Here is a 17,313-nt window from a genome sequence, read left to right as displayed (position 1 = left end):
TCTTGCCCGGCATACGGATCGCGAGTGATACTCGGTTTTTGCCGCCCTGGCGCTTCCGAGGAGGAGCCCTGGTGGTGGACGACGAGCTCGCGGAGGTCCTCCGGTCCGGGCCCTTCGATCGCGCCCTGCGGGTCGCCATCCGCGCGCGGGGCCTGAGCCTCGACCGCCTGCACTCGCGGCTGCGCGAGCGGGGCTTCGAGGTCAGCCTGTCCATCCTCAGCTACTGGCAGCGCGGCCGGTCCCGGCCCGAGCGGGCCGCTTCCCTGGCAGCGGTCCGGGAGCTCGAGGTCATCTTGTCCCTGCCCGAATACGCCCTGATCGGCCTGCTCGGGCCGCCCCGCCCGCGGGGGCGGCGGCCGGAGGCTCTCACCGTGCTCAGCCACCACGAGCAGGTGGTGGTGAGCGCCGGCCGGCGGCACCGGGTGAGCGCCCGCGTCGTGCTGCGGGCCGCCGCGCCGGGCGTGGACCGGTACGTCGTCGCCCATCCGCCCGGCACCCGGCTGCTGCGCACCGAGTGGTGCCGGCCCGGCCGCGGCGGCGACGACGGCACGGGGCCCCTGAGCGAGCTGATCTTCCCGCACCCGCTCGCCCCCGGCGAGACCCATGTCGTGGAGTACGTCACCGCCGTCGCCCCGGCCGACCGGTACGACCGGCGCCTGCGGGACCCGGTCGAGCAGTTCCTGACGCAGGTGCGGTTCACGGGCGGGCGGCTGCCGGTGCGGTGCTACCACACCTGGTCCCCGGACGCGTCGGCGCCGCCCGGGGACGCCGGTGAGCTGCGCGTCGACGCGTTCGGGACCGCCCACGTCCTGGACACCGGCGCCCGCCCGGGCATCCGGGGCGTCCGGTGGGAGTGGCGCTAACTCTTTGTGATCTTCACGTCGTCGACGGCGGCCTCCACCAGGCTGGCTCCCGACAGGTCGGCCGCTTCGATCTGGATCCGTACGGTCTGCCCGGCGAAGGCGGTGAGCGGCGTGGTGGCGACGCTCCAGGAGCCGTCCCGGTTCGCGGCCGCGCCGAGCTGCTCGACGACCGTGCTCGTCGTGGCGCCGATCACCTTCACCCGGAAGTAGTCGGCCGACGAGGCGTTCGACCCGTGGGCGAGGTACCAGGAGAGCGACAGCGTGAGCGTTCCCGAGGACGGCAGCGTGATCGCGGGCGACCTGATCGTCGTCTCTCCCCCGTCGACGTCGTAGTCCCCGGCGCTCGCGCCCGCCGCCGCGCCGGTGACCAGGTCGTAGCTCCCGCTGACCGGCGTGCCGAGCTGCTTGGTCCCGCTCGACGACGTCGCGGCCGGGCGGCCCCGCTCCCAGGCGCCGGTGGTCGCGGTGTCGGTGCCCGCCGCGTTCACCGTCCAGCCCGTCGCGGTCTCGAAGTCGTCGGAGTAGACGGTCGTGGACGGGGTGCCGGTGCCGCAGTACGCGGACTCCTTGCCGATGACGCGGTAGACGCAGTCGGCGTTCTGCGTCAGCAGCAGCGCCGCGGCCCGGTTGCGCGAGGTCTCCCTGTCGATGACCTCGTCGGGCGGGTAGAAGCCGGGGCTGCTCCCGGTGGGATACATCTCGAACGTGTACGTAAAGATCTTGTAGGTGCCCCACATCCAGTCGTCGATGGAGCCGTCGGTGATGTAGAGGTCGCTGGACTGCTCGGGGGTGTAGCCGTTGGTCGCCGCCATGCTGCGGCCGAGCGTGGCGTGCGCGTCCCGGTCGTCCTGCGTCATGCCGGGGCCGGTGTCGGCCGTCGTGTACCCGTACGGCCACAGGACGAGCTCGCTGTAGGTGTGCCAGTCGATGGCCGCCTTGATCTGCTGGACGCCGCCGACGACCCGGCCGCGCACGAAGTCGGCGGCGGCCCTGACCTCCGGTGCCGACTCGGCCGCCGCGCCGCGGTAGGTCTCGCTGGACGCGGTGCCGGAGGACCCGCCGCAGCAGCCCCACCGGTAGGCCCAGTTGCGGTTGAGGTCGGTGCCGACGCTGGAGGTGCCCGAGTTGGGCTGGCGGTTCTTGCGCCACGACCGGTAGGAGCCGGTCGCGATGTCGTACTCCCCGCCGTCGGGGTTGAGGTCGGGCAGGATCCAGATCTCCCGCGTGTTCACCAGGTCGGTGATCTGGGCGTCGCCGCCGTACTCGTCGGTGAACATGCGCAGCAGGTAGATCGCCATCTCGACGGTGAGGTGCTCGCGCGCGTGCTGGTGCGCGGTGAACAGCACCTCCGGCTCGTTCTCGTCGGTCGCGACGTTGTCACTGATCTTGACGCCGATCAGGTCGCGGCCCTCGTACGACCGGCCGTAGCTGAACCTGCGGGCGATCGTGGGATGGGCGGCGACGACCTGGTCCACCAGCGCGCTGAGCTCGGCGTAGTTGTGGTAGCCGGAGTCGCCCGAGGGGAAGTCGAAGGTCCGCGGCCCGCTCTGGTCGGCGGGCGGGGGAAGCTCGGTGACCCTGAACCCGAGCGCCCGGATGGCCGCGACCTCCCGGGGCGTCGCGGTGACGACCAGGCTCCGGCCGTGGACCTCGTCGATCGCGGCTCCCGTGCGGGCGACCGCGCTGCGCTGGGCGACGTCGGCGGGGCCGTCCACCTGGTACTGCTTCGACGGAGCCGGTTCGGCGGCCCGCGCCGCCGGCAGAACCCCCGCCGATCCGGCAGGTCCGGCCGCCGACGCGTCCGGCGGGGCGGCGAGCACGGCGGGGACGACGGCGAACAGCACGGCCGCGAGCCCCAGTGCCGCCGGGTACAGACGTCTTCTCACTCCACGTCCTCCCTTGCGGTAGGTACGTAGAGTGATCAGTCAGGCCGCCGGGATCAACGCTCACCGGGCCGTGTCGCGCGGCCCGGTGAACAATCCGCGGCATGAGCTGGATGTTCCACAACGAGTCTGGATCTTCTGTGGAATTTCACCTCACCGGCTGTCGGAGCCCGGGCGGGTCAGCGCGGCGCGGCCGGCCTCCAAGCGGGCCACCGGGATCCGGAAGGGCGAGCAGGAGACGTAGTCGAGGCCGATCTCCTGGCAGAAGTGCACCGAGTCGGGGTCCCCGCCGTGCTCACCGCAGATGCCGAGCTTGAGATCCGGCCGGGTCCGCCTGCCCTCCTCGACCGCGATCCGCATCAGCCGGCCGACGCCCTCGCGGTCGACGGACTCGAACGGCGAGACCCCGAAGACGCCGAGGTCGAGGTAGGTGCCGAAGAAGGCGCTCTCCACGTCGTCACGGGAGAAGCCCCAGGTCATCTGCGTGAGGTCGTTGGTGCCGAACGAGAAGAACTCGGCGGCCTCGGCGATCTGCCCGGCCGTCAGCGCCGCCCTGGGCACCTCGATCATCGTGCCGATCGCCGCTTCCACGCCCGCCTCGGCGAGGATCCGCTCCGCCTCCTCCCGGACGATCTCCAGCTCCTGCACCGCGCCGACCAGCGGAATCATGATCTCGGCCCGGGCGCCGCCGGCCCGCCGGGCCGCCGTGGCGATGGCCCGCACCTGCATGGCGAACAGGCCGGGGATCGCCAGGCCGAGCCGTACGCCGCGCAGGCCCAGCATCGGGTTCTCCTCGTGCAGCCGCTTGACCGCGTCGAGAAGCCGGCGGTCGCGGTCGCCCGCCCGATCTCCCGCCAGGGCGACCTTGACGGCGAGCTCGGTGAGGTCGGGCAGGAACTCGTGCAGCGGCGGGTCGATCAGCCGGATCGTCACCGGCAGCCCGTGCATGGCCGTGAAGATGCCGGTGAAGTCGCCGGTCTGCAGCGGTTCGAGCGCGTCGAGCGCCGCCTGCCGCTCCTCCGGCGTCGTGGCCAGGATCAGGTCCTCCACGAGCCGCCGCCGCTCCCCCAGGAACATGTGCTCCGTACGGCACAGCCCGATGCCCTGGGCGCCGTAGCGGCGGGCGCGGGCGGCGTCCTCGGGAGTGTCGGCGTTGGCCCGCACGGCGAGCCGGCGGACGGAGTCGGCACGGGTCATGATCCGGTCGACGGCCCGGACGAGTTCGTCCTCGGCGGGCCCGCCCTCGAAATACTCGGCGACCGGCGAGGCGGTGACGGGGACCTCACCGAGGTACACGGCGCCGGAGCCGCCGTCGATCGAGATCACGTCGCCCTCGTTCACGACGACCCCGCCGGGCGCCGTGAAGCGGCCGGCGTGCGTGTCGACGTCCAGCTCCTCTGCCCCGCACACGCAGGTCTTGCCCATGCCGCGGGCCACCACGGCGGCGTGCGAGGTCTTGCCTCCCCTGGAGGTGAGCACGCCGTGGGCCGCGATCATCCCGGCCAGGTCGTCGGGGTTGGTCTCCCTCCGCACGAGGATGACCGCCTCGCCCCGCCCGGCCAGCTCGACCGCCCGCTCGGAGCTGAAGACGGCCCTGCCCGCCGCGGCGCCCGGCGAGGCGTTCATGCCGGTGGTCAGCTTGCGGTTGCCGTTCGTGGCGGAGAACCGGGGGAACATGAGGTGGGCGAGCTGGTCGCCGGTAACCCGGGTGACCGCCTCGTCCATGTCGATCAGGCCCTCGTCCACCAGCTGCGTGGCGATGCAGAAGGCGGCCTCGGCCGTGCGCTTGCCGATCCGGGTCTGCAACATCCACAGCGTGCCGCGCTCGATCGTGAACTCGATGTCGCACAGGTCGCGGTAGTGCCGCTCCAGCGTCCCCATGATGCCGATGAGCTCGCGGTACGCCTGCGGATTGATGATCTCCAGCTCCTGCAGGGGGACGGTGTTGCGAATGCCGGCGACGACGTCCTCGCCCTGGGCGTTGCGCAGGTAGTCGCCGTAGACGCCCTGGCGTCCCGAACCGGGATCGCGGGTGAAGGCGACGCCCGTGCCGGAGTCGGGGCCCATGTTGCCGAACACCATCGCGACGACGTTGACGGCGGTGCCGAGGCCGGCGGGGATGCGCTCCTGACGGCGGTAGAGGATCGCGCGCGGGGCGTTCCAGGAGTCGAAGACCGCCCTGACGGCGAGGTCCATCTGCTCCCGGGGGTCGGAAGGGAAGTCCCGGCCCGTCCGGGCGCGGACGATGCCCTTGAAGGCCTCGACCAGCCGCTGGAGGTCGGCGGCGTCGAGCTCGGTGTCGTCCCGCTCGCCCTTGAGGTCGTCCATCGCGTCCTCGAACAGCTCGCCGTCGATGCCCAGGACGGTCCTGCCGAACATCTGGATCAGCCGGCGGTAGGAGTCCCACGCGAAGCGGTCGTTGCCCGACTGCTTGGCCAGCCCGAGGACCGAGTCGTCGTTCAGGCCGATGTTGAGGACCGTCTCCATCATTCCGGGCATCGAGAACTTGGCCCCCGACCTGACGCTGACCAGCAGCGGGTCGTCCGCCTGCCCGAGGCGCTTGCCCATCCGCGTCTCCAGGGCGGCGAGACGCTCGCCGATCTCCCCCTCCAGCCCGTCGGGCATGCGGCCGTCACCGAGGTAGCGGCGGCACGCCTCGGTGGTGATCGTGAAGCCGGGAGGCACGGGGAGGCCGAGGTTGGTCATTTCCGCCAGATTGGCGCCCTTGCCACCGAGTAGGTCTTTGAGGTCCTTGTTGCCCTCGGTGAAGTCGTAAACGTACTTCGGCATGCGACGCTCCTTCGCCGGCTTCGATGAAACCGCGGACGCGGTCCGCAACCGGACTGTACCGAGGAAAAGCAGCACCAAACATCACCCTTCGCCCCATAAGACGTCCAGGCAGGTGAGAGGTATTGCAGAGGTCTAATCCAATCAAAGATGCGACATTTGTTCGGCACTCCCGAAGTGGTATAAACCAATTCGCCACCGAGGACGGCGCGAGAACCTCGTGCCGCACGAGGGGAAATGGTTCAGACCATTGCCCGGTAAGACGTCGTTCCGGTGAGTCGGCGGCACACAAACGACGGCGTGCGATATAAACGAGACACCCTCCGAATACCGTCGAATGCGGAGGGTCATCAGTGTCGCGAGCGGTGTCGCCGGGGGTATCGACGCCAGTGGTATCGGCGCGGGCATCGGCGCGAGTGACGGCGCCGCGAAGGTTCTGGCCGGCACTGGCGGCCGCGGTCGCCGGGTTCGGCGCGATGGCGGCGACCGCCGGCTGCGGGGGCGCGAAGGTCACCCCGGACGACTACGCGTCGGGCATGCCCTCCCTGTCCTGGAAGGCGTGCGGGGAGACCGCCTCCTCCTCCGGCTTCGAGTGCGCCACTCTCCAGGTGCCCCTCGACTACGCCAAGCCGGAGAGCAGGAAGATCGGCATCGCCCTGGTCCGGCTGCCGGCCACCGACAAGAACCGGCGGATCGGCTCACTGGTCTTCAACTTCGGCGGTCCCGGCGGCTCCGGCGTCACGACGCTCATCAACGCGGCCCACGCGTTCTCCACCCTGAACACCCGCTACGACCTCGTCAGCTTCGACCCGCGCGGCGTGGAACGCAGCAGCGGCATCCGCTGCCTCAGCGGCCCGCAGATGGACCAGTACATGAGCAGGGAGCCCAGCGAGAACGCCGGGGCCGAGACCAAGCTCATCACCGAATTCGCGCAGGGGTGCGAGCGCAAGGCGGGCTGGATCCTGCCGTACGTCGGCACGGTCAACGCGGCGCGCGACATGGAGGCGCTGCGATCGGCCCTCGGCGACCCTCGCCTCAACTTCTTCGGTTTCTCCTACGGCACCCACCTCGGGGCGGTGTACGCCACGCAGTACCCGAAGAAGGTGGGGCGGATGGTGCTCGACTCCGCGGTCGACCCCTCCGTCACCATGCTCGACATGGCCAAGACACAGGCCCTCGGCTTCCAGAAGGCGTACGAGGACTACCTGGCCGACTGCACCAAGACGCGGACGAGCTGCCCGCTCGGGGCCGACACCGCCGCCGCCAACGCCACCGTGCTGCGGCTCCTCGACACCCTGGCGCGCACCCCGGGGAAGGTCGGCTCGCGCACGGTCACCGAGGACGTGGCCAGGGCGGCGATCACCCAGGCGCTCTACAGCAAGCTCACCTGGCCGCTGCTCACCGAGGCACTGGACGAGGCCAGGAAGGGCAAATTCGACGGCCTGCTCGCGCTGGCCGACCAGTACGCCGGGCGGCAGCCGGACGGCACCTACTCGACCCTGCAGTTCTCACTGCCGTCGGTGCTGTGTGTCGACAGCACCGACCGGCCGTCGGTCGCCCAGGCGGAGGAACTGGCCCGGCGGCTGAAGAAGCGGAGCCCGATCTTCGCGCCGACCGCGATCAGCGCGGGCTCGTGCAGCGTGTGGCCGGTGCGCGGGGACGACGCCGCCAGGCACGTCGACGCCACCGGGTCCGATCCCATTCTGGTGGTCGGCGTGACGAACGACCCGGCCACGCCGTACCAGTGGGCGCCACGGCTGGCCAAGCAGTTGCGCACCGGCGTGCTGCTGACGCTGAACGGCGAGGGCCACGGCGCGTACGGCCAGAGCCAGTGCATCGACGACAAGGTCAACGCGTTCCTGCTGGAGGGGAAGGTCCCGGCCAACGGGACGCGCTGCGGCTGAGCACGCTCCCCCGGTCGCCGGTCGTTTCAGGGTCCGGCCCGGAACGCCCGGCGGTAGGCGCCCGGCGTCGTGCCCATGCTGTTGAGGAAACGCCTGCGGAGATTGGTGGCCGTGGACAGTCCCGCGCGCCGGGCGACCGCGTCCAACGGGAGGTCGGAGGACTCCAGCAGGTCCCGGGCCATGGCGATGCGCTGGGCGAGCAGCCACTGCCCGGGGCTGGTACCGAGCTGATCGGCGAACCGCCGGGCGAGGGTACGCGGGGAGACGCCCGCGTGCGCGGCGATGTCCTCGATGGTCAGCGGTTCGCCGAGTCTGTCGGTGATCCACTCCAGCAGCGGCGCGAGCGTGTCGTCGATCTGTGCGGGATGCGGCGCCGCCGAATACTGCAACTGCCCAGCCTCGCGGTGCGGTGGCATGACCATGGTCCGTGCGATGTGTGCGGCGTACCGGGCGCCGTGGTCGCGACGGACCAGGTGCATGCACAGGTCGAAGCCGGCCCCGGCGCCGGCGCTGGTGGCCACGTCGCCGTGGTCCACGTACAGCGGGTCCGGGTCGACCTCGATTCGCGGGAAGCGCGCCGCGAGCTCGTCCGCCAACGCCCAGTGGGTCGTCGCCCGCCGTCCGTCCAGCAGACCGGCGTGCGCCAGCAGGAAGGCGCCGGAGCAGATGCCGGCCACCCGCGCTCCGCGGCCGTGCGCGCGGCCGAGGGCCCGGACCACCGCGGGTGAGGGAGGCTCCTCGACGGGCAGCCACCCGGGGACGACCACGGTGTCCGCACCGTCGAGTGCGTCCAGCCCCTCGGTCACGAGCATGTCGTAGCCGGCGTACGTGGCGACCGGGCCGGGGCGCTCGGTGCACACGCCGAAGGCGTACCGCACCGGAAGTCCTCGCCGCTCGATGCCGAACACCTGGGCCGCGCAGGCGAGTTCGAAGGTCGATTGCCGTGGACGGACGAGCGCCACCACTCGATGCATGGCAGAAAAGTACCCCGTGATGTCTTTCCTGACACTCGTCGAGGAGAGGGCCGGCCGCCAGGCTGACCGTCATGACAACAGAACAGAACACACCTGCCTGCGTATGGTCTGCCGTCCAGGACGCTCCGGTCCGTGAACTGTTCCCCGGCATCCGTGCCCGCCGGCTCTGGATTGGGGATGGCGGTGCGAAGGCCTACGTGCTGGAAATGGACGCGAACACCCGCTGGCAGGGGGTCGACGTCCACGAACCGGGTCCCGAGGAGGTCTTCGTGCTCTCCGGCGTCTTCAACGACGGCGAACGTGACTACCCGGCCGGTACTTTCATCCACGCGCCCGCGGGGTCCTCGCACGTTCCGCAGACGGCGACGGGCTGCACGCTGTTCCTCTTCTACCCGGAAGGCTGAGTCGCACCGGCTCGGTCGCACGCAAAAGTACGGATCGAGGATCGGCGTCAGGATCTGCACCCCCAAGCGATCGCCCGTGCCGGCTCACAACAAAAAGCGCCTGTCCGGAAATTTCCGGACAGGCGCTTTTTGTCGATCTAGTCGTTGAGGTGCTGACGCAGGTACGACTCGACCTGGTCGAGCGCGACCCGCTGCTGGGCCATGGAGTCCCGCTCGCGGATCGTCACGGCCTGGTCCTCCAGGGTGTCGAAGTCGACCGTGATCGCGAACGGCGTGCCGATCTCGTCCTGGCGGCGGTAGCGGCGGCCGATGGCGCCCGCGTCGTCGAAGTCCACGTTCCACCGGCGGCGCAGCCGGGCCGCGAGGTCACGGGCCTTCGGCGACAGGTCGGCGTTGCGCGACAGCGGCAGCACCGCGACCTTGACCGGGGCCAGGCGGTGGTCGAGACGCATCACGGTCCGCTCCTCCATCACGCCCTTGGCGTTGGGCGCCTGGTCGACGGTGTAGGCGTCGAGGAGGAAGGTCAGCGTCGCGCGGTCCACACCGGCCGCCGGCTCGATGACGTACGGCACGTAGCGCTCGCCCGTCTCCTGCTCGAAGAACGACAGGTCGGTCCCTGACGCCTTGCCGTGCGCGGTGAGGTCGAAGTCGGTGCGGTTGGCGATGCCCTCCAGCTCTCCCCACTCACCGCCGGTGAAGTTGAAGCGGTACTCGATGTCCACGGTCCGCTTCGAGTAGTGGGACAGCTTCTCCTTCGGGTGCTCGTAGAGCCGGAGGTTGTCCTTGTTGATGCCGAGGTCGACGTACCAGCGCAGGCGCTCGTCGATCCAGTACTGGTGCCACTCCTCGTCCGTGCCCGGCTTGACGAAGAACTCCATCTCCATCTGCTCGAACTCCCGGGTGCGGAAGATGAAGTTGCCCGGGGTGATCTCGTTGCGGAACGACTTGCCGACCTGCCCGATGCCGAACGGGAGCTTCTTGCGGGCCGACTGCTGGACGTTCAGGTAGTTGATGAAGATGCCCTGGGCGGTCTCCGGCCGCAGGTACGCCAGGCCCGACTCGTCCTCCACCGGGCCGAGGAACGTCTTCAACAGGCCGCTGAACTGCTTGGGCTGGGTGAAGGCGCCCTTGTTGCCGCAGTTCGGGCAGGTGATGTCGGCCAGGCCGCCCGCCGGCTCGCCGCCGTGCTTGGCCTCGTACGCCTCGACGAGATGGTCGGCGCGGTAGCGCTTGTGGCACGACTGGCACTCGGTGAGCGGGTCGGTGAAGGTGTCCACATGGCCGCTGGCCTGCCAGACCTCGCGGGCGAGGATGACGCAGGAGTCGAGGCCGACGACGTCGTCGCGGCCCTGCACCATGGCCTTCCACCACTCGCGCTTCACGTTGTTCTTGAGCTCGACACCGAGGGGGCCGTAGTCCCAGGACGCCCGCAGGCCTCCGTAGATCTCGCTCGACGGGAAGACCAGCCCGCGGCGTTTGGCGAGGCTGACGATCGTTTCCATGACGTCGGTGCGACGTGCCATCAGTGGAACTCCATCCGGCTGGGTGTCGGCGTTGAGATCGGGGACAGCGGGTGCGCTGCCGACTGAGGCGGGCGGGCCGGCGGGCCGCCTGCCGGCGGCGGGACGTCCGGCCACCTGCCCGGATCTGTGCTCAAGCTTAGGGGAATCCGGCGCCCCCGCGCTCAAGCCTTGCCCGCGGTGCCCGCACTCGCCCCCTCGCCCGGCAGCGTGTATACGCCCTCGAAGGCGCCGGGCTCGTTGATCATAAGGGTCATCAGCGGATACATCACCATCCGCGCCGCGGACAGAGCGCGCCGGTAGTAGCCCGCGCCCTCCCACTCGCTGACCACCGCCCACAGGGCCGGCTCGTCCACGGACCTGCCGATCTGCCCCCGCAGGTATCCCGGCTGCGCGGCCAGCAGGTCGAGGATGGCGCGCGCCTGGGCGGCGAACTCGTCGGCGCGGGCGCCCGGCACCGAGTAACGGATCACGGCGAGCATGCCGCCCAGCATGCCACCCCTCCCGTACGGCCCACCGGGGAGGGGGCGACGCGGACGGAAGAGGGCGGCGGGCAAGACCAAGGGGCGAGAATTGCGGAATCAGCACTAGGCTCAAACGCGTGGGAAGCGAAACCGAACCGCCGCGCCGACAGGTGCCGGCCCATCCTCTGGCGAGGAAGCCTCCCGCCCGCGGGAGCGCGGCGTCCCCACGGGTGCGGCGGCCGCTGCCGCCTGGCGAGCAGTTCTTCACGCCCGGCGCCACCGGGCTGCGCGCGGCGGTCGAGCGTAAGAGCGCCGCACCGCTGGTCTTCCTGTTCCAGCAGCCCCGCTGGCTGGTCCCGCTGGTCCTGGTGGCCCTGCTGATCGCCGGACTGGTCGTGCCGGACTGGCGGGGCGGGCTGGCCGTGCTGCCGGTGCTCGCGTTCATCGCCTGGCTGGCCTACATGTCGTGGCCGTCGCTGCGCCCGGTGGGCCGGTTGCTGCGTGTGGCGGTCGGCACGTTCCTGGTCCTCCTCGCCGCCACCCGTTTCGGGCTGATCTGACGCGAACCGGCCTAGTCTGATAGGTCGTAGCCGTACACAGGAGTCCTGATGACGAAGAGCCGCGACGCCGTTCACGAGGTCCTCCGCCAGAGCCGGGGGTTTCGCAGCGCGCAGGACGTGTTCGCCGAGATGCGCGCGGTCGGCTCGAAGATCGGCCTGACGACCGTGTACCGGGCCCTCCAGTCGCTCTCCGACGCCGGCCGGGTCGACGTGCTGCGCACCGACGAGGGCGAGTCGGTCTACCGGGCCTGCCAGACCGACACGCATCACCACCACCTCGTGTGCCGGGTGTGCGGGCGCACGGTGGAGGTGGCCGGACCGGACGTGGAGCGCTGGGCCGAGGTCGTCGGGGCCGAGCACGGCTTCATCGACGTCACCCACACCGTGGAGGTCTTCGGCACCTGTTCCTCGTGCGCGGAGGCGGCGGGAAAGGGCTGACCCCGCCCCGCGCGGGCCGCCCGAGAGGTACGCTGCCTGCGCCGCGACAAGCCCGCCGCGACAAAAGGAGATGGCGTGCCGTTCAGCCATGACATGGTGTACTCGCTGGCGACGGTGGTGGACCTCATCAACACCGGCGCCGGGGACCACGACGGGCTGGCCGAGGTCGGCGATCTGGAGGAGTTCGTCCGCAGGCGGGAGGTCAGCGGAGTCGAGTCGCTGACCGGGCGGGACCTCGCCGAGGTCCGGGCCCTGCGTCAGGAGTTCCACGCCGTGTTCACCGCACCGGACCAGCCGACGGCGGTCGGCCTGCTCAACACGCTGCTGGAGCGCACTCGCATCACGCCGCACCTCGCCGAGCACGACGGCCATCCCCTCCACGTCCACTACTTCGCGCCGGGCTCGTCGGTCGCCGAGCACCTGGCCGCCGACTGCGGCGTCGCGCTCGCCCACGTGCTGGTGGACAACGAGCGGGATCGCCTGCGCACGTGCGCGGCGCCCGACTGCTCCCACGTCTTCGTGGACGAGTCGAGGAACCGCTCGCGGGTCTACTGCGACAGCCGCACCTGCGGGAACCGCATGCACGTCGCCGCGTACCGGGCCCGCCGCCGCGACGCCTCCTGACAGGGCGGGCCCCCGGCGCGGCCGGGCCCGCTACCGCGCCGTGCCGGAGTTCTGCACCAGGCCGGAGTCACGGGCCGCCTCGTTCGGGACGGCCCCGCCGTATCTGCGGTCGCGCTTGGCGTAGATCTCGCACGCCTGCCACAGGTCCCGCCGGTCGAAGTCGGGCCACAGCCGGTTGAGGAAGACCATCTCGGCGTACGCGGACTGCCAGAGCAGGAAGTTGGAGGTGCGCTGCTCGCCGGACGAGCGCAGGAACAGGTCCACGTCCGGGATCTCCGGCTCGTCCAGGTAGCGGGCGAAGATCTTCTCCGAGACCTTGTCGGGCTTGACCCTCCCGGCGGCGATGTCGCGGGCCAGCATCACCGCCGCGTCCACGATCTCGGCCCGGCCGCCGTAGTTCACACAGAACTGCAGGGTCAGCGTGCTGTTGCCGACCGTCATCCGCTCGGCGTCCTCGAGCTCCTTGATCACGCTCTTCCACAGCCGCCCGGGACGCCCGGCCCAGCGGACCCGTACGCCCAGCGCGTTGAGCTGGTCGCGCCGCCGCCGGATGACGTCGCGGTTGAACCCCATGAGGAAGCGCACCTCGTCCGGCGACCGCTTCCAGTTCTCGGTCGAGAAGGCGTACGCCGACAGATAGGGGATGCCGAGCTCGATCGCGCCCTCGATGACGTCGAACAGCGACGCCTCGCCCATCTTGTGCCCCTCGGTCCTGGGCAGCCCGCGCGTCTTGGCCCAGCGTCCGTTGCCGTCCATGACGATCGCCACATGTCGCGGCAGCAGGTCGCGCGGGATGGCGGGCGGGGTCGCCCCTGACGGGTGCGGAGAGGGAGGACGGACCATGTTCCGAGGGTATTGGGTCCTGGCCGGTCCTCAGGCGCGCGAGATGTGCGGATCCGGTGCGGATTCGGCGGGGAACGCCCCCCCGGACCCGGGCCACTCGCGTTCCACATGACGCAGTGAGCGGATGCCGTGCTCCAGGTGCCACTGGAGGTACGCGGCGACCAGGCCGCTGCATTCGGCACGGTGCCGGGACTCCGAGGCGTCGGCGGCCGCCCAGTCGCCGCGCAGCAGGGCGATCATCAGCGCGATCGTCTCCGCGGCGGGCACCGCGGCGCCGGCCGGGCGGCAGGCGCCGCACACCACGCCGCCCGCGACGATCGCGAAGGCGCGCACGGCCTCCGCGCCGCACCGGGCGCACTCCGACAGCGCGGGAGCGTAACCGGCCACAGCCAGGGAGCGCAGGAAGAACGCGTCGAGCACCAGCCGGGCCTCGTGGCCGCCCTCGGCGAGCGTGCGCAGGCCGCCGACCAGCAGCAGGAACTGGCGCAGCGCCGGCTCCTTCTCCCCCGCCGTCAGCCGGTCGGCCGTCTCCAGCATCGCGGAGCCCGCGGTGTACCGCGCGTAGTCGGCCACGATCGCCTCACCGTACGGGTGCAGGGTCTCGACCTGGGTGATCACGTCGAGGGACCTGCCGCTGTGGAGCTGCAGGTCGACGTGGGAGAACGGCTCGAGGCGCGCGCCGAACCGCGACATGGTCCTGCGCACGCCCTTGGCCACGCCCCGGACCTTGCCGGTGCGCCGGGTGAGGATGGTGATGATGCGGTCGGCCTCGCCCAGCTTCTGGGTGCGCAGCACGACGCCCTCGTCCCGGTAGAGGCTCACCCCGCCATCGTAGGGGCGCGTGCGGCCGGCCGCCCCGCCTGAGCGGGCATTCACCCAGCCGTCGAAGGGCAAGAATGGTGAAAATTCGGTAATGATCCGGCGACGATGCCCGGCGACGAACCCGTCTCAAGCTGTACACCAAGGGCACGTGCGGTAAACCTGGGGTGCATCGGCTCATACGAAAGGTCACTAAGCTTTGGCATCCGGCGGATCTCCCCGCGCCGGTCAAGCCTGAGGGCCTGATCTCCCCCCGTTGCGTGAAAGGTTGCCATGACCCGCGTGGTCCTGCTGGGCGCCCCGCCCGGCCCGATCAGTCCCCCGCCGCTCGGCGGTCAGCCCGCCCTGCCCGCGGCCATCACGCTGCAATCGCTGCCCGGGGCCCCCTCCGCGTACGACAGGCTGCTCGCGCAGGCCGCCGCGCTGGACCCCGAGCCGACGACGATCGCCCGGCCGGGGGACGCCGCCGGCTACCGCAGGCCGTACGGCCGGGTGGTGGAGAGCCCGGACGTCGCGGGCGACCTGCGCGCGCTCGCCGACGCGGTCGAGGGCGCCGAGGACAACCTGCTGATCCTGCCTGCCGACTCGCTCATCCACGACGAGCTGATCTACCAGATCACCAAGGCCAAGCGGGGCGCGATCGCGCTGGTCGCCCGAAGGCAGCGCGAGGAGGGCGACGAGCAGGACGAGAACGCGGCCGAGCCCGAACTCGTGCCCATCGAGGAGGCGGAGCCCGAGATCGGCCAGGAGGTCGTCGAGGGGCTGCCCCTGCGCACCCGCATCGGCCGCAGCCGGATCGTCTCGGTCGGCACCGCCTACCATGCGGTGACCCGGCCGAACGCGGTGCTGCTCGGACCGCTTCACCTTCACCAGCGGCACCTCCAGACCCTCGCCGAGGTCGCCCGCGAGCTGGCGGACATGGCCCACCTGTTCGGTCCCGAGGACGACGTGACCGAGCTTCTCGTGCTCGGCCTGGTCCGCCGCGGCGTGTCGGTGGGCCGGCGGGGCCGCCGCGACCTGTTCTTCCGCCGCGTCCGCAGTCAGGCCGAGGCCGACGAGGCGCTGGCGGAGATGTCCGGCTACGACGAGGACCGGGCCCGGCTCAACAACGCCGTGAAGGGCGCCGACGGCTTTTTCACCACGTTCTTCGTCAGCACCTACTCGCGTTTCATCGCCCGCTGGGCGGCCCGCCGGGGGCTCACCCCCAACCAGGTGACGCTGATCTCGATCGCCCTCGGCCTGCTGTCGGCCGGCGCGTTCGCCACCGGCACCCGCTGGGGGGCGGTGGCCGGTGGGGTGCTCATCTACTTCGCGTTCGTCTTCGACTGCGTGGACGGCCAGGTCGCCCGATACGCGCGCAAGTTCGGTGTGCTCGGCGCCTGGCTGGACGCGACGTTCGACCGGTTCAAGGAGTACGCCGTCTTCGTCGGCCTCGCGGTCGGCGCGACGGTGTCCGGGCAGTTCGGCGACGGCGAGGGCGTGTGGACGCTGGCGCTGGTCGCGCTGGCCCTCCAGTCGGTCAAGCACCTGCTCGACTTCTCGTTCGGCGCGGCCAACCGGCGCAAGGCGCCCGTGCCGCTGCCCACGCTGGATCTGACGGTCGCCGACGACCGCCCGCTGCGGGAGGCGCTGGAGCAGCGCAGGGCGAGCCGGAGCACCGGCGTGCGCGGCCTGCTGAAGCTCTGGACCAAGGCCGGCAAGTTCCGCCCGGTCCACTGGGCCCGCAAGATGATCGTGTTCCCCATCGGCGAGCGTTTCGCCGCGATCGCGATCACCGCCGCGTTCTTCAACCCCCGGGTCACGTTCCTCACGCTGATCGTCTGGGGCGGCGTCGCGGCCACCTACACCCTCACCGGACGTCTCCTGAGGTCGCTCGCATGATCACTCAGCCGCAGGCCACCACGCCGCTCCCGGACCCGGACGAGGAGCGCCGCCGCATCCAGACCGCGCGCCTGCTCGCCTACCGCGACGACGGCCCGCTCGCCACCGCGCTGAAGGGCTCCCTGGGCCGGCTGCTGCCGCCCGTGCCCGCGACCGTGGTGGCGCTGCTCGCGATCGTGGCGCTGGCCGTCGCCGGAGTGCTCACCGACGGCCCGATCCTGCTCGTGCCCGTCGCCGTGCTGCTCGTGCTGGTCCTGCCCACCGCGGGCCGCGACCACCTGGGCCGCTTCGACTGGCTCACGCCCCCGCTGCTGCGGGCGGCCGAGTTCGCGACGATCATCCTGCTCGGGCTGGCCGCGGGCACGCCCAAGTGGCTGCTGTTCGTGCTCCTCTACGTGATCGGCTACCACACGTACGACACCGTCTACCGCACCCGGCAGGGCATCTGGCCCCCCGCCTGGCTGTACCAGGCGGGGCTGGGCTGGGAGGTGCGCCTGCTGATCCTGGGCGTGGCCGCCGCCGCCGGATGGCTGACTCCCGTGGCGGTCGTCCTCACGGCCTACCTGCTCGTGCTGTTCGCGATCGAGAGCATCACGAGCTGGGTCAGGCTGGACAAGGCCTCCGCGCAGGCGCAGGCCGATCAGGACCTGGAGCAGTCGCCCGAGGAGGCCGCCGAGCAGGTCACCGGCGAGGCCGAGCAGGGCTGACCGAGCAGGGCTTGGCGGGCCGGCCCGGGCGTCGCGGCTCGGGCCGGCCTCACCAGGCGGACTGGTCAACAGGCGGACTGGTCAGGCGGCGGGCGAGGCGTCGAACAGCGCCCAGACCACCTTGCCCCCGCCACGTGTGAGGATCCATCCCCAGGCTGCGGTCAGCGCCTCGACCAGGTGCAGCCCCCGGCCCGACTCCGACAGGTCGCTCCAGGGCGAGATCGCGGGCACCCGGGCGCTGGCGTCGCTCACGCCGCAGCCGATATGAAACCGGTGTCTCACCAGCCTCAGGCGGATCGGCGGCCCGTCCGCGGCCTCGCCGGGAGCATGCCGCAACGCGTTCGTCACCAGCTCCGACACCACGATCTGCGCGTCCGGCACGAGACCGGGCAGGTCCCAGCCGCGCAGCGTCCTGGCGGTGAAGTCACGGGCCGCCGCGGCAGACGTGGTGCGCCCGTGAAAGGTGCACGTCGCCGACGGGGGCAGGGACAATCCGGCGACCTCGTCCCGCTCGAACATCGAGGTCAACCACGGAGGCGCCGTCGCGGCTCCCGGGCCTGCCAGGTCTGCAGTCATCGCCGATCCCTCAGGTCTCACCCATTACATGATGTGAATTTCCCTGCCGTCGTGTATCTTGCCCTG

General features: G+C 71.1%; 16 protein-coding genes. 8 read left to right on the top strand and 8 right to left on the bottom strand.

Annotation, left to right across the window (positions count from 1 at the left end; translation table 11 throughout):
* Positions 1–71 precede the first annotated feature (71 nt).
* Positions 72–863: a hypothetical protein gene (locus ACQPZZ_RS12695; RefSeq protein ID WP_432931803.1), complete on the top strand. Its 792-nt coding sequence runs from the start codon at positions 72–74 to the stop codon at positions 861–863.
* On the opposite strand, the gene ACQPZZ_RS12690 is transcribed toward ACQPZZ_RS12695, so the two are convergent.
* Both ACQPZZ_RS12690 and ppdK read right to left on the bottom strand, forming a co-directional pair.
* Positions 860–2,749, bottom strand: a complete 1,890-nt coding sequence (locus tag ACQPZZ_RS12690; protein ID WP_432931801.1) for a M14 family zinc carboxypeptidase — start codon at positions 2,747–2,749, stop codon at positions 860–862. The genes ACQPZZ_RS12695 and ACQPZZ_RS12690 overlap by 4 nt on opposite strands.
* Before the next feature lie 150 nt (positions 2,750–2,899).
* Positions 2,900–5,536: a pyruvate, phosphate dikinase gene (gene ppdK / locus ACQPZZ_RS12685; RefSeq protein WP_432931799.1), complete on the bottom strand. Its 2,637-nt coding sequence runs from the start codon at positions 5,534–5,536 to the stop codon at positions 2,900–2,902.
* Between the two features lie 413 nt (positions 5,537–5,949).
* Here ppdK and ACQPZZ_RS12680 point away from each other — a divergent pair, with 413 nt between their 5' ends.
* On the top strand, positions 5,950–7,437 hold the full coding sequence (locus ACQPZZ_RS12680; RefSeq protein ID WP_432931797.1) for an alpha/beta hydrolase: 1,488 nt from the start codon (positions 5,950–5,952) through the stop codon (positions 7,435–7,437).
* 26 nt (positions 7,438–7,463) lie between these two features.
* On the opposite strand, the gene ACQPZZ_RS12675 is transcribed toward ACQPZZ_RS12680, so the two are convergent.
* A complete protein-coding gene (locus ACQPZZ_RS12675) occupies positions 7,464–8,411 on the bottom strand; it encodes a GlxA family transcriptional regulator (RefSeq protein WP_432931795.1) in 948 nt (315 codons plus the stop codon).
* A 71-nt stretch (positions 8,412–8,482) separates the two neighbouring features.
* Here ACQPZZ_RS12675 and ACQPZZ_RS12670 point away from each other — a divergent pair, with 71 nt between their 5' ends.
* A complete protein-coding gene (locus ACQPZZ_RS12670; RefSeq protein WP_432931794.1) occupies positions 8,483–8,815 on the top strand; it encodes a cupin domain-containing protein in 333 nt (110 codons plus the stop codon).
* A 137-nt stretch (positions 8,816–8,952) separates the two neighbouring features.
* Here ACQPZZ_RS12670 and ACQPZZ_RS12665 read toward each other — a convergent pair whose 3' ends face one another.
* On the bottom strand, positions 8,953–10,317 hold the full coding sequence (locus ACQPZZ_RS12665; RefSeq protein ID WP_432934362.1) for a glycine--tRNA ligase: 1,365 nt from the start codon (positions 10,315–10,317) through the stop codon (positions 8,953–8,955).
* 182 nt (positions 10,318–10,499) lie between these two features.
* A complete protein-coding gene (locus tag ACQPZZ_RS12660; RefSeq protein WP_432931792.1) occupies positions 10,500–10,829 on the bottom strand; it encodes an antibiotic biosynthesis monooxygenase in 330 nt (109 codons plus the stop codon).
* Positions 10,830–10,936: 107 nt separating this feature from the next.
* On the opposite strand from ACQPZZ_RS12660, the gene ACQPZZ_RS12655 reads away from it, so the two are divergent.
* From ACQPZZ_RS12655 to ACQPZZ_RS12645, 3 genes are all read left to right on the top strand, one after another.
* Positions 10,937–11,359: a DUF6703 family protein gene (locus ACQPZZ_RS12655; RefSeq protein ID WP_363647620.1), complete on the top strand. Its 423-nt coding sequence runs from the start codon at positions 10,937–10,939 to the stop codon at positions 11,357–11,359.
* A 48-nt stretch (positions 11,360–11,407) separates the two neighbouring features.
* Positions 11,408–11,797: a Fur family transcriptional regulator gene (locus ACQPZZ_RS12650; RefSeq protein WP_363647618.1), complete on the top strand. Its 390-nt coding sequence runs from the start codon at positions 11,408–11,410 to the stop codon at positions 11,795–11,797.
* A gap of 75 nt (positions 11,798–11,872) precedes the next feature.
* A complete protein-coding gene (locus ACQPZZ_RS12645; protein ID WP_432931788.1) occupies positions 11,873–12,421 on the top strand; it encodes a CGNR zinc finger domain-containing protein in 549 nt (182 codons plus the stop codon).
* Positions 12,422–12,451: 30 nt separating this feature from the next.
* On the opposite strand, the gene ACQPZZ_RS12640 is transcribed toward ACQPZZ_RS12645, so the two are convergent.
* The gene (locus ACQPZZ_RS12640) at positions 12,452–13,264 is read right to left on the bottom strand and encodes an isoprenyl transferase (RefSeq protein WP_432931786.1); all 813 of its coding nucleotides are present in this window, start codon (positions 13,262–13,264) and stop codon (positions 12,452–12,454) included.
* Between the two features lie 30 nt (positions 13,265–13,294).
* Entirely contained in the window at positions 13,295–14,086 is a 792-nt protein-coding gene (gene recO / locus ACQPZZ_RS12635; protein ID WP_432931784.1) for a DNA repair protein RecO, read from the bottom strand.
* A gap of 270 nt (positions 14,087–14,356) precedes the next feature.
* On the opposite strand from recO, the gene ACQPZZ_RS12630 reads away from it, so the two are divergent.
* Together ACQPZZ_RS12630 and ACQPZZ_RS12625 are read left to right on the top strand one after the other, a co-directional pair.
* Complete coding sequence (locus ACQPZZ_RS12630) at positions 14,357–15,964, top strand: CDP-alcohol phosphatidyltransferase family protein (protein WP_432931782.1); 1,608 nt, start codon at positions 14,357–14,359, stop codon at positions 15,962–15,964.
* The gene (locus tag ACQPZZ_RS12625) at positions 15,961–16,671 is read left to right on the top strand and encodes a DUF5941 domain-containing protein (RefSeq protein ID WP_363647608.1); all 711 of its coding nucleotides are present in this window, start codon (positions 15,961–15,963) and stop codon (positions 16,669–16,671) included. Before ACQPZZ_RS12630 ends, ACQPZZ_RS12625 begins: the two co-directional genes overlap by 4 nt.
* 81 nt (positions 16,672–16,752) lie before the next feature.
* Here ACQPZZ_RS12625 and ACQPZZ_RS12620 read toward each other — a convergent pair whose 3' ends face one another.
* Positions 16,753–17,247 (bottom strand): ATP-binding protein, encoded by a 495-nt coding sequence (locus tag ACQPZZ_RS12620; RefSeq protein ID WP_432931780.1) that lies wholly within the window; start codon positions 17,245–17,247, stop codon positions 16,753–16,755.
* Positions 17,248–17,313 lie beyond the last annotated feature (66 nt).

This window comes from Microbispora sp. CA-135349, from assembly GCF_050947365.1.
Lineage (GTDB): Bacteria > Actinomycetota > Actinomycetes > Streptosporangiales > Streptosporangiaceae > Microbispora.
Note: the sequence above shows the minus strand (reverse complement) of the source record. Positions and strands in the feature narration are given on the sequence as shown.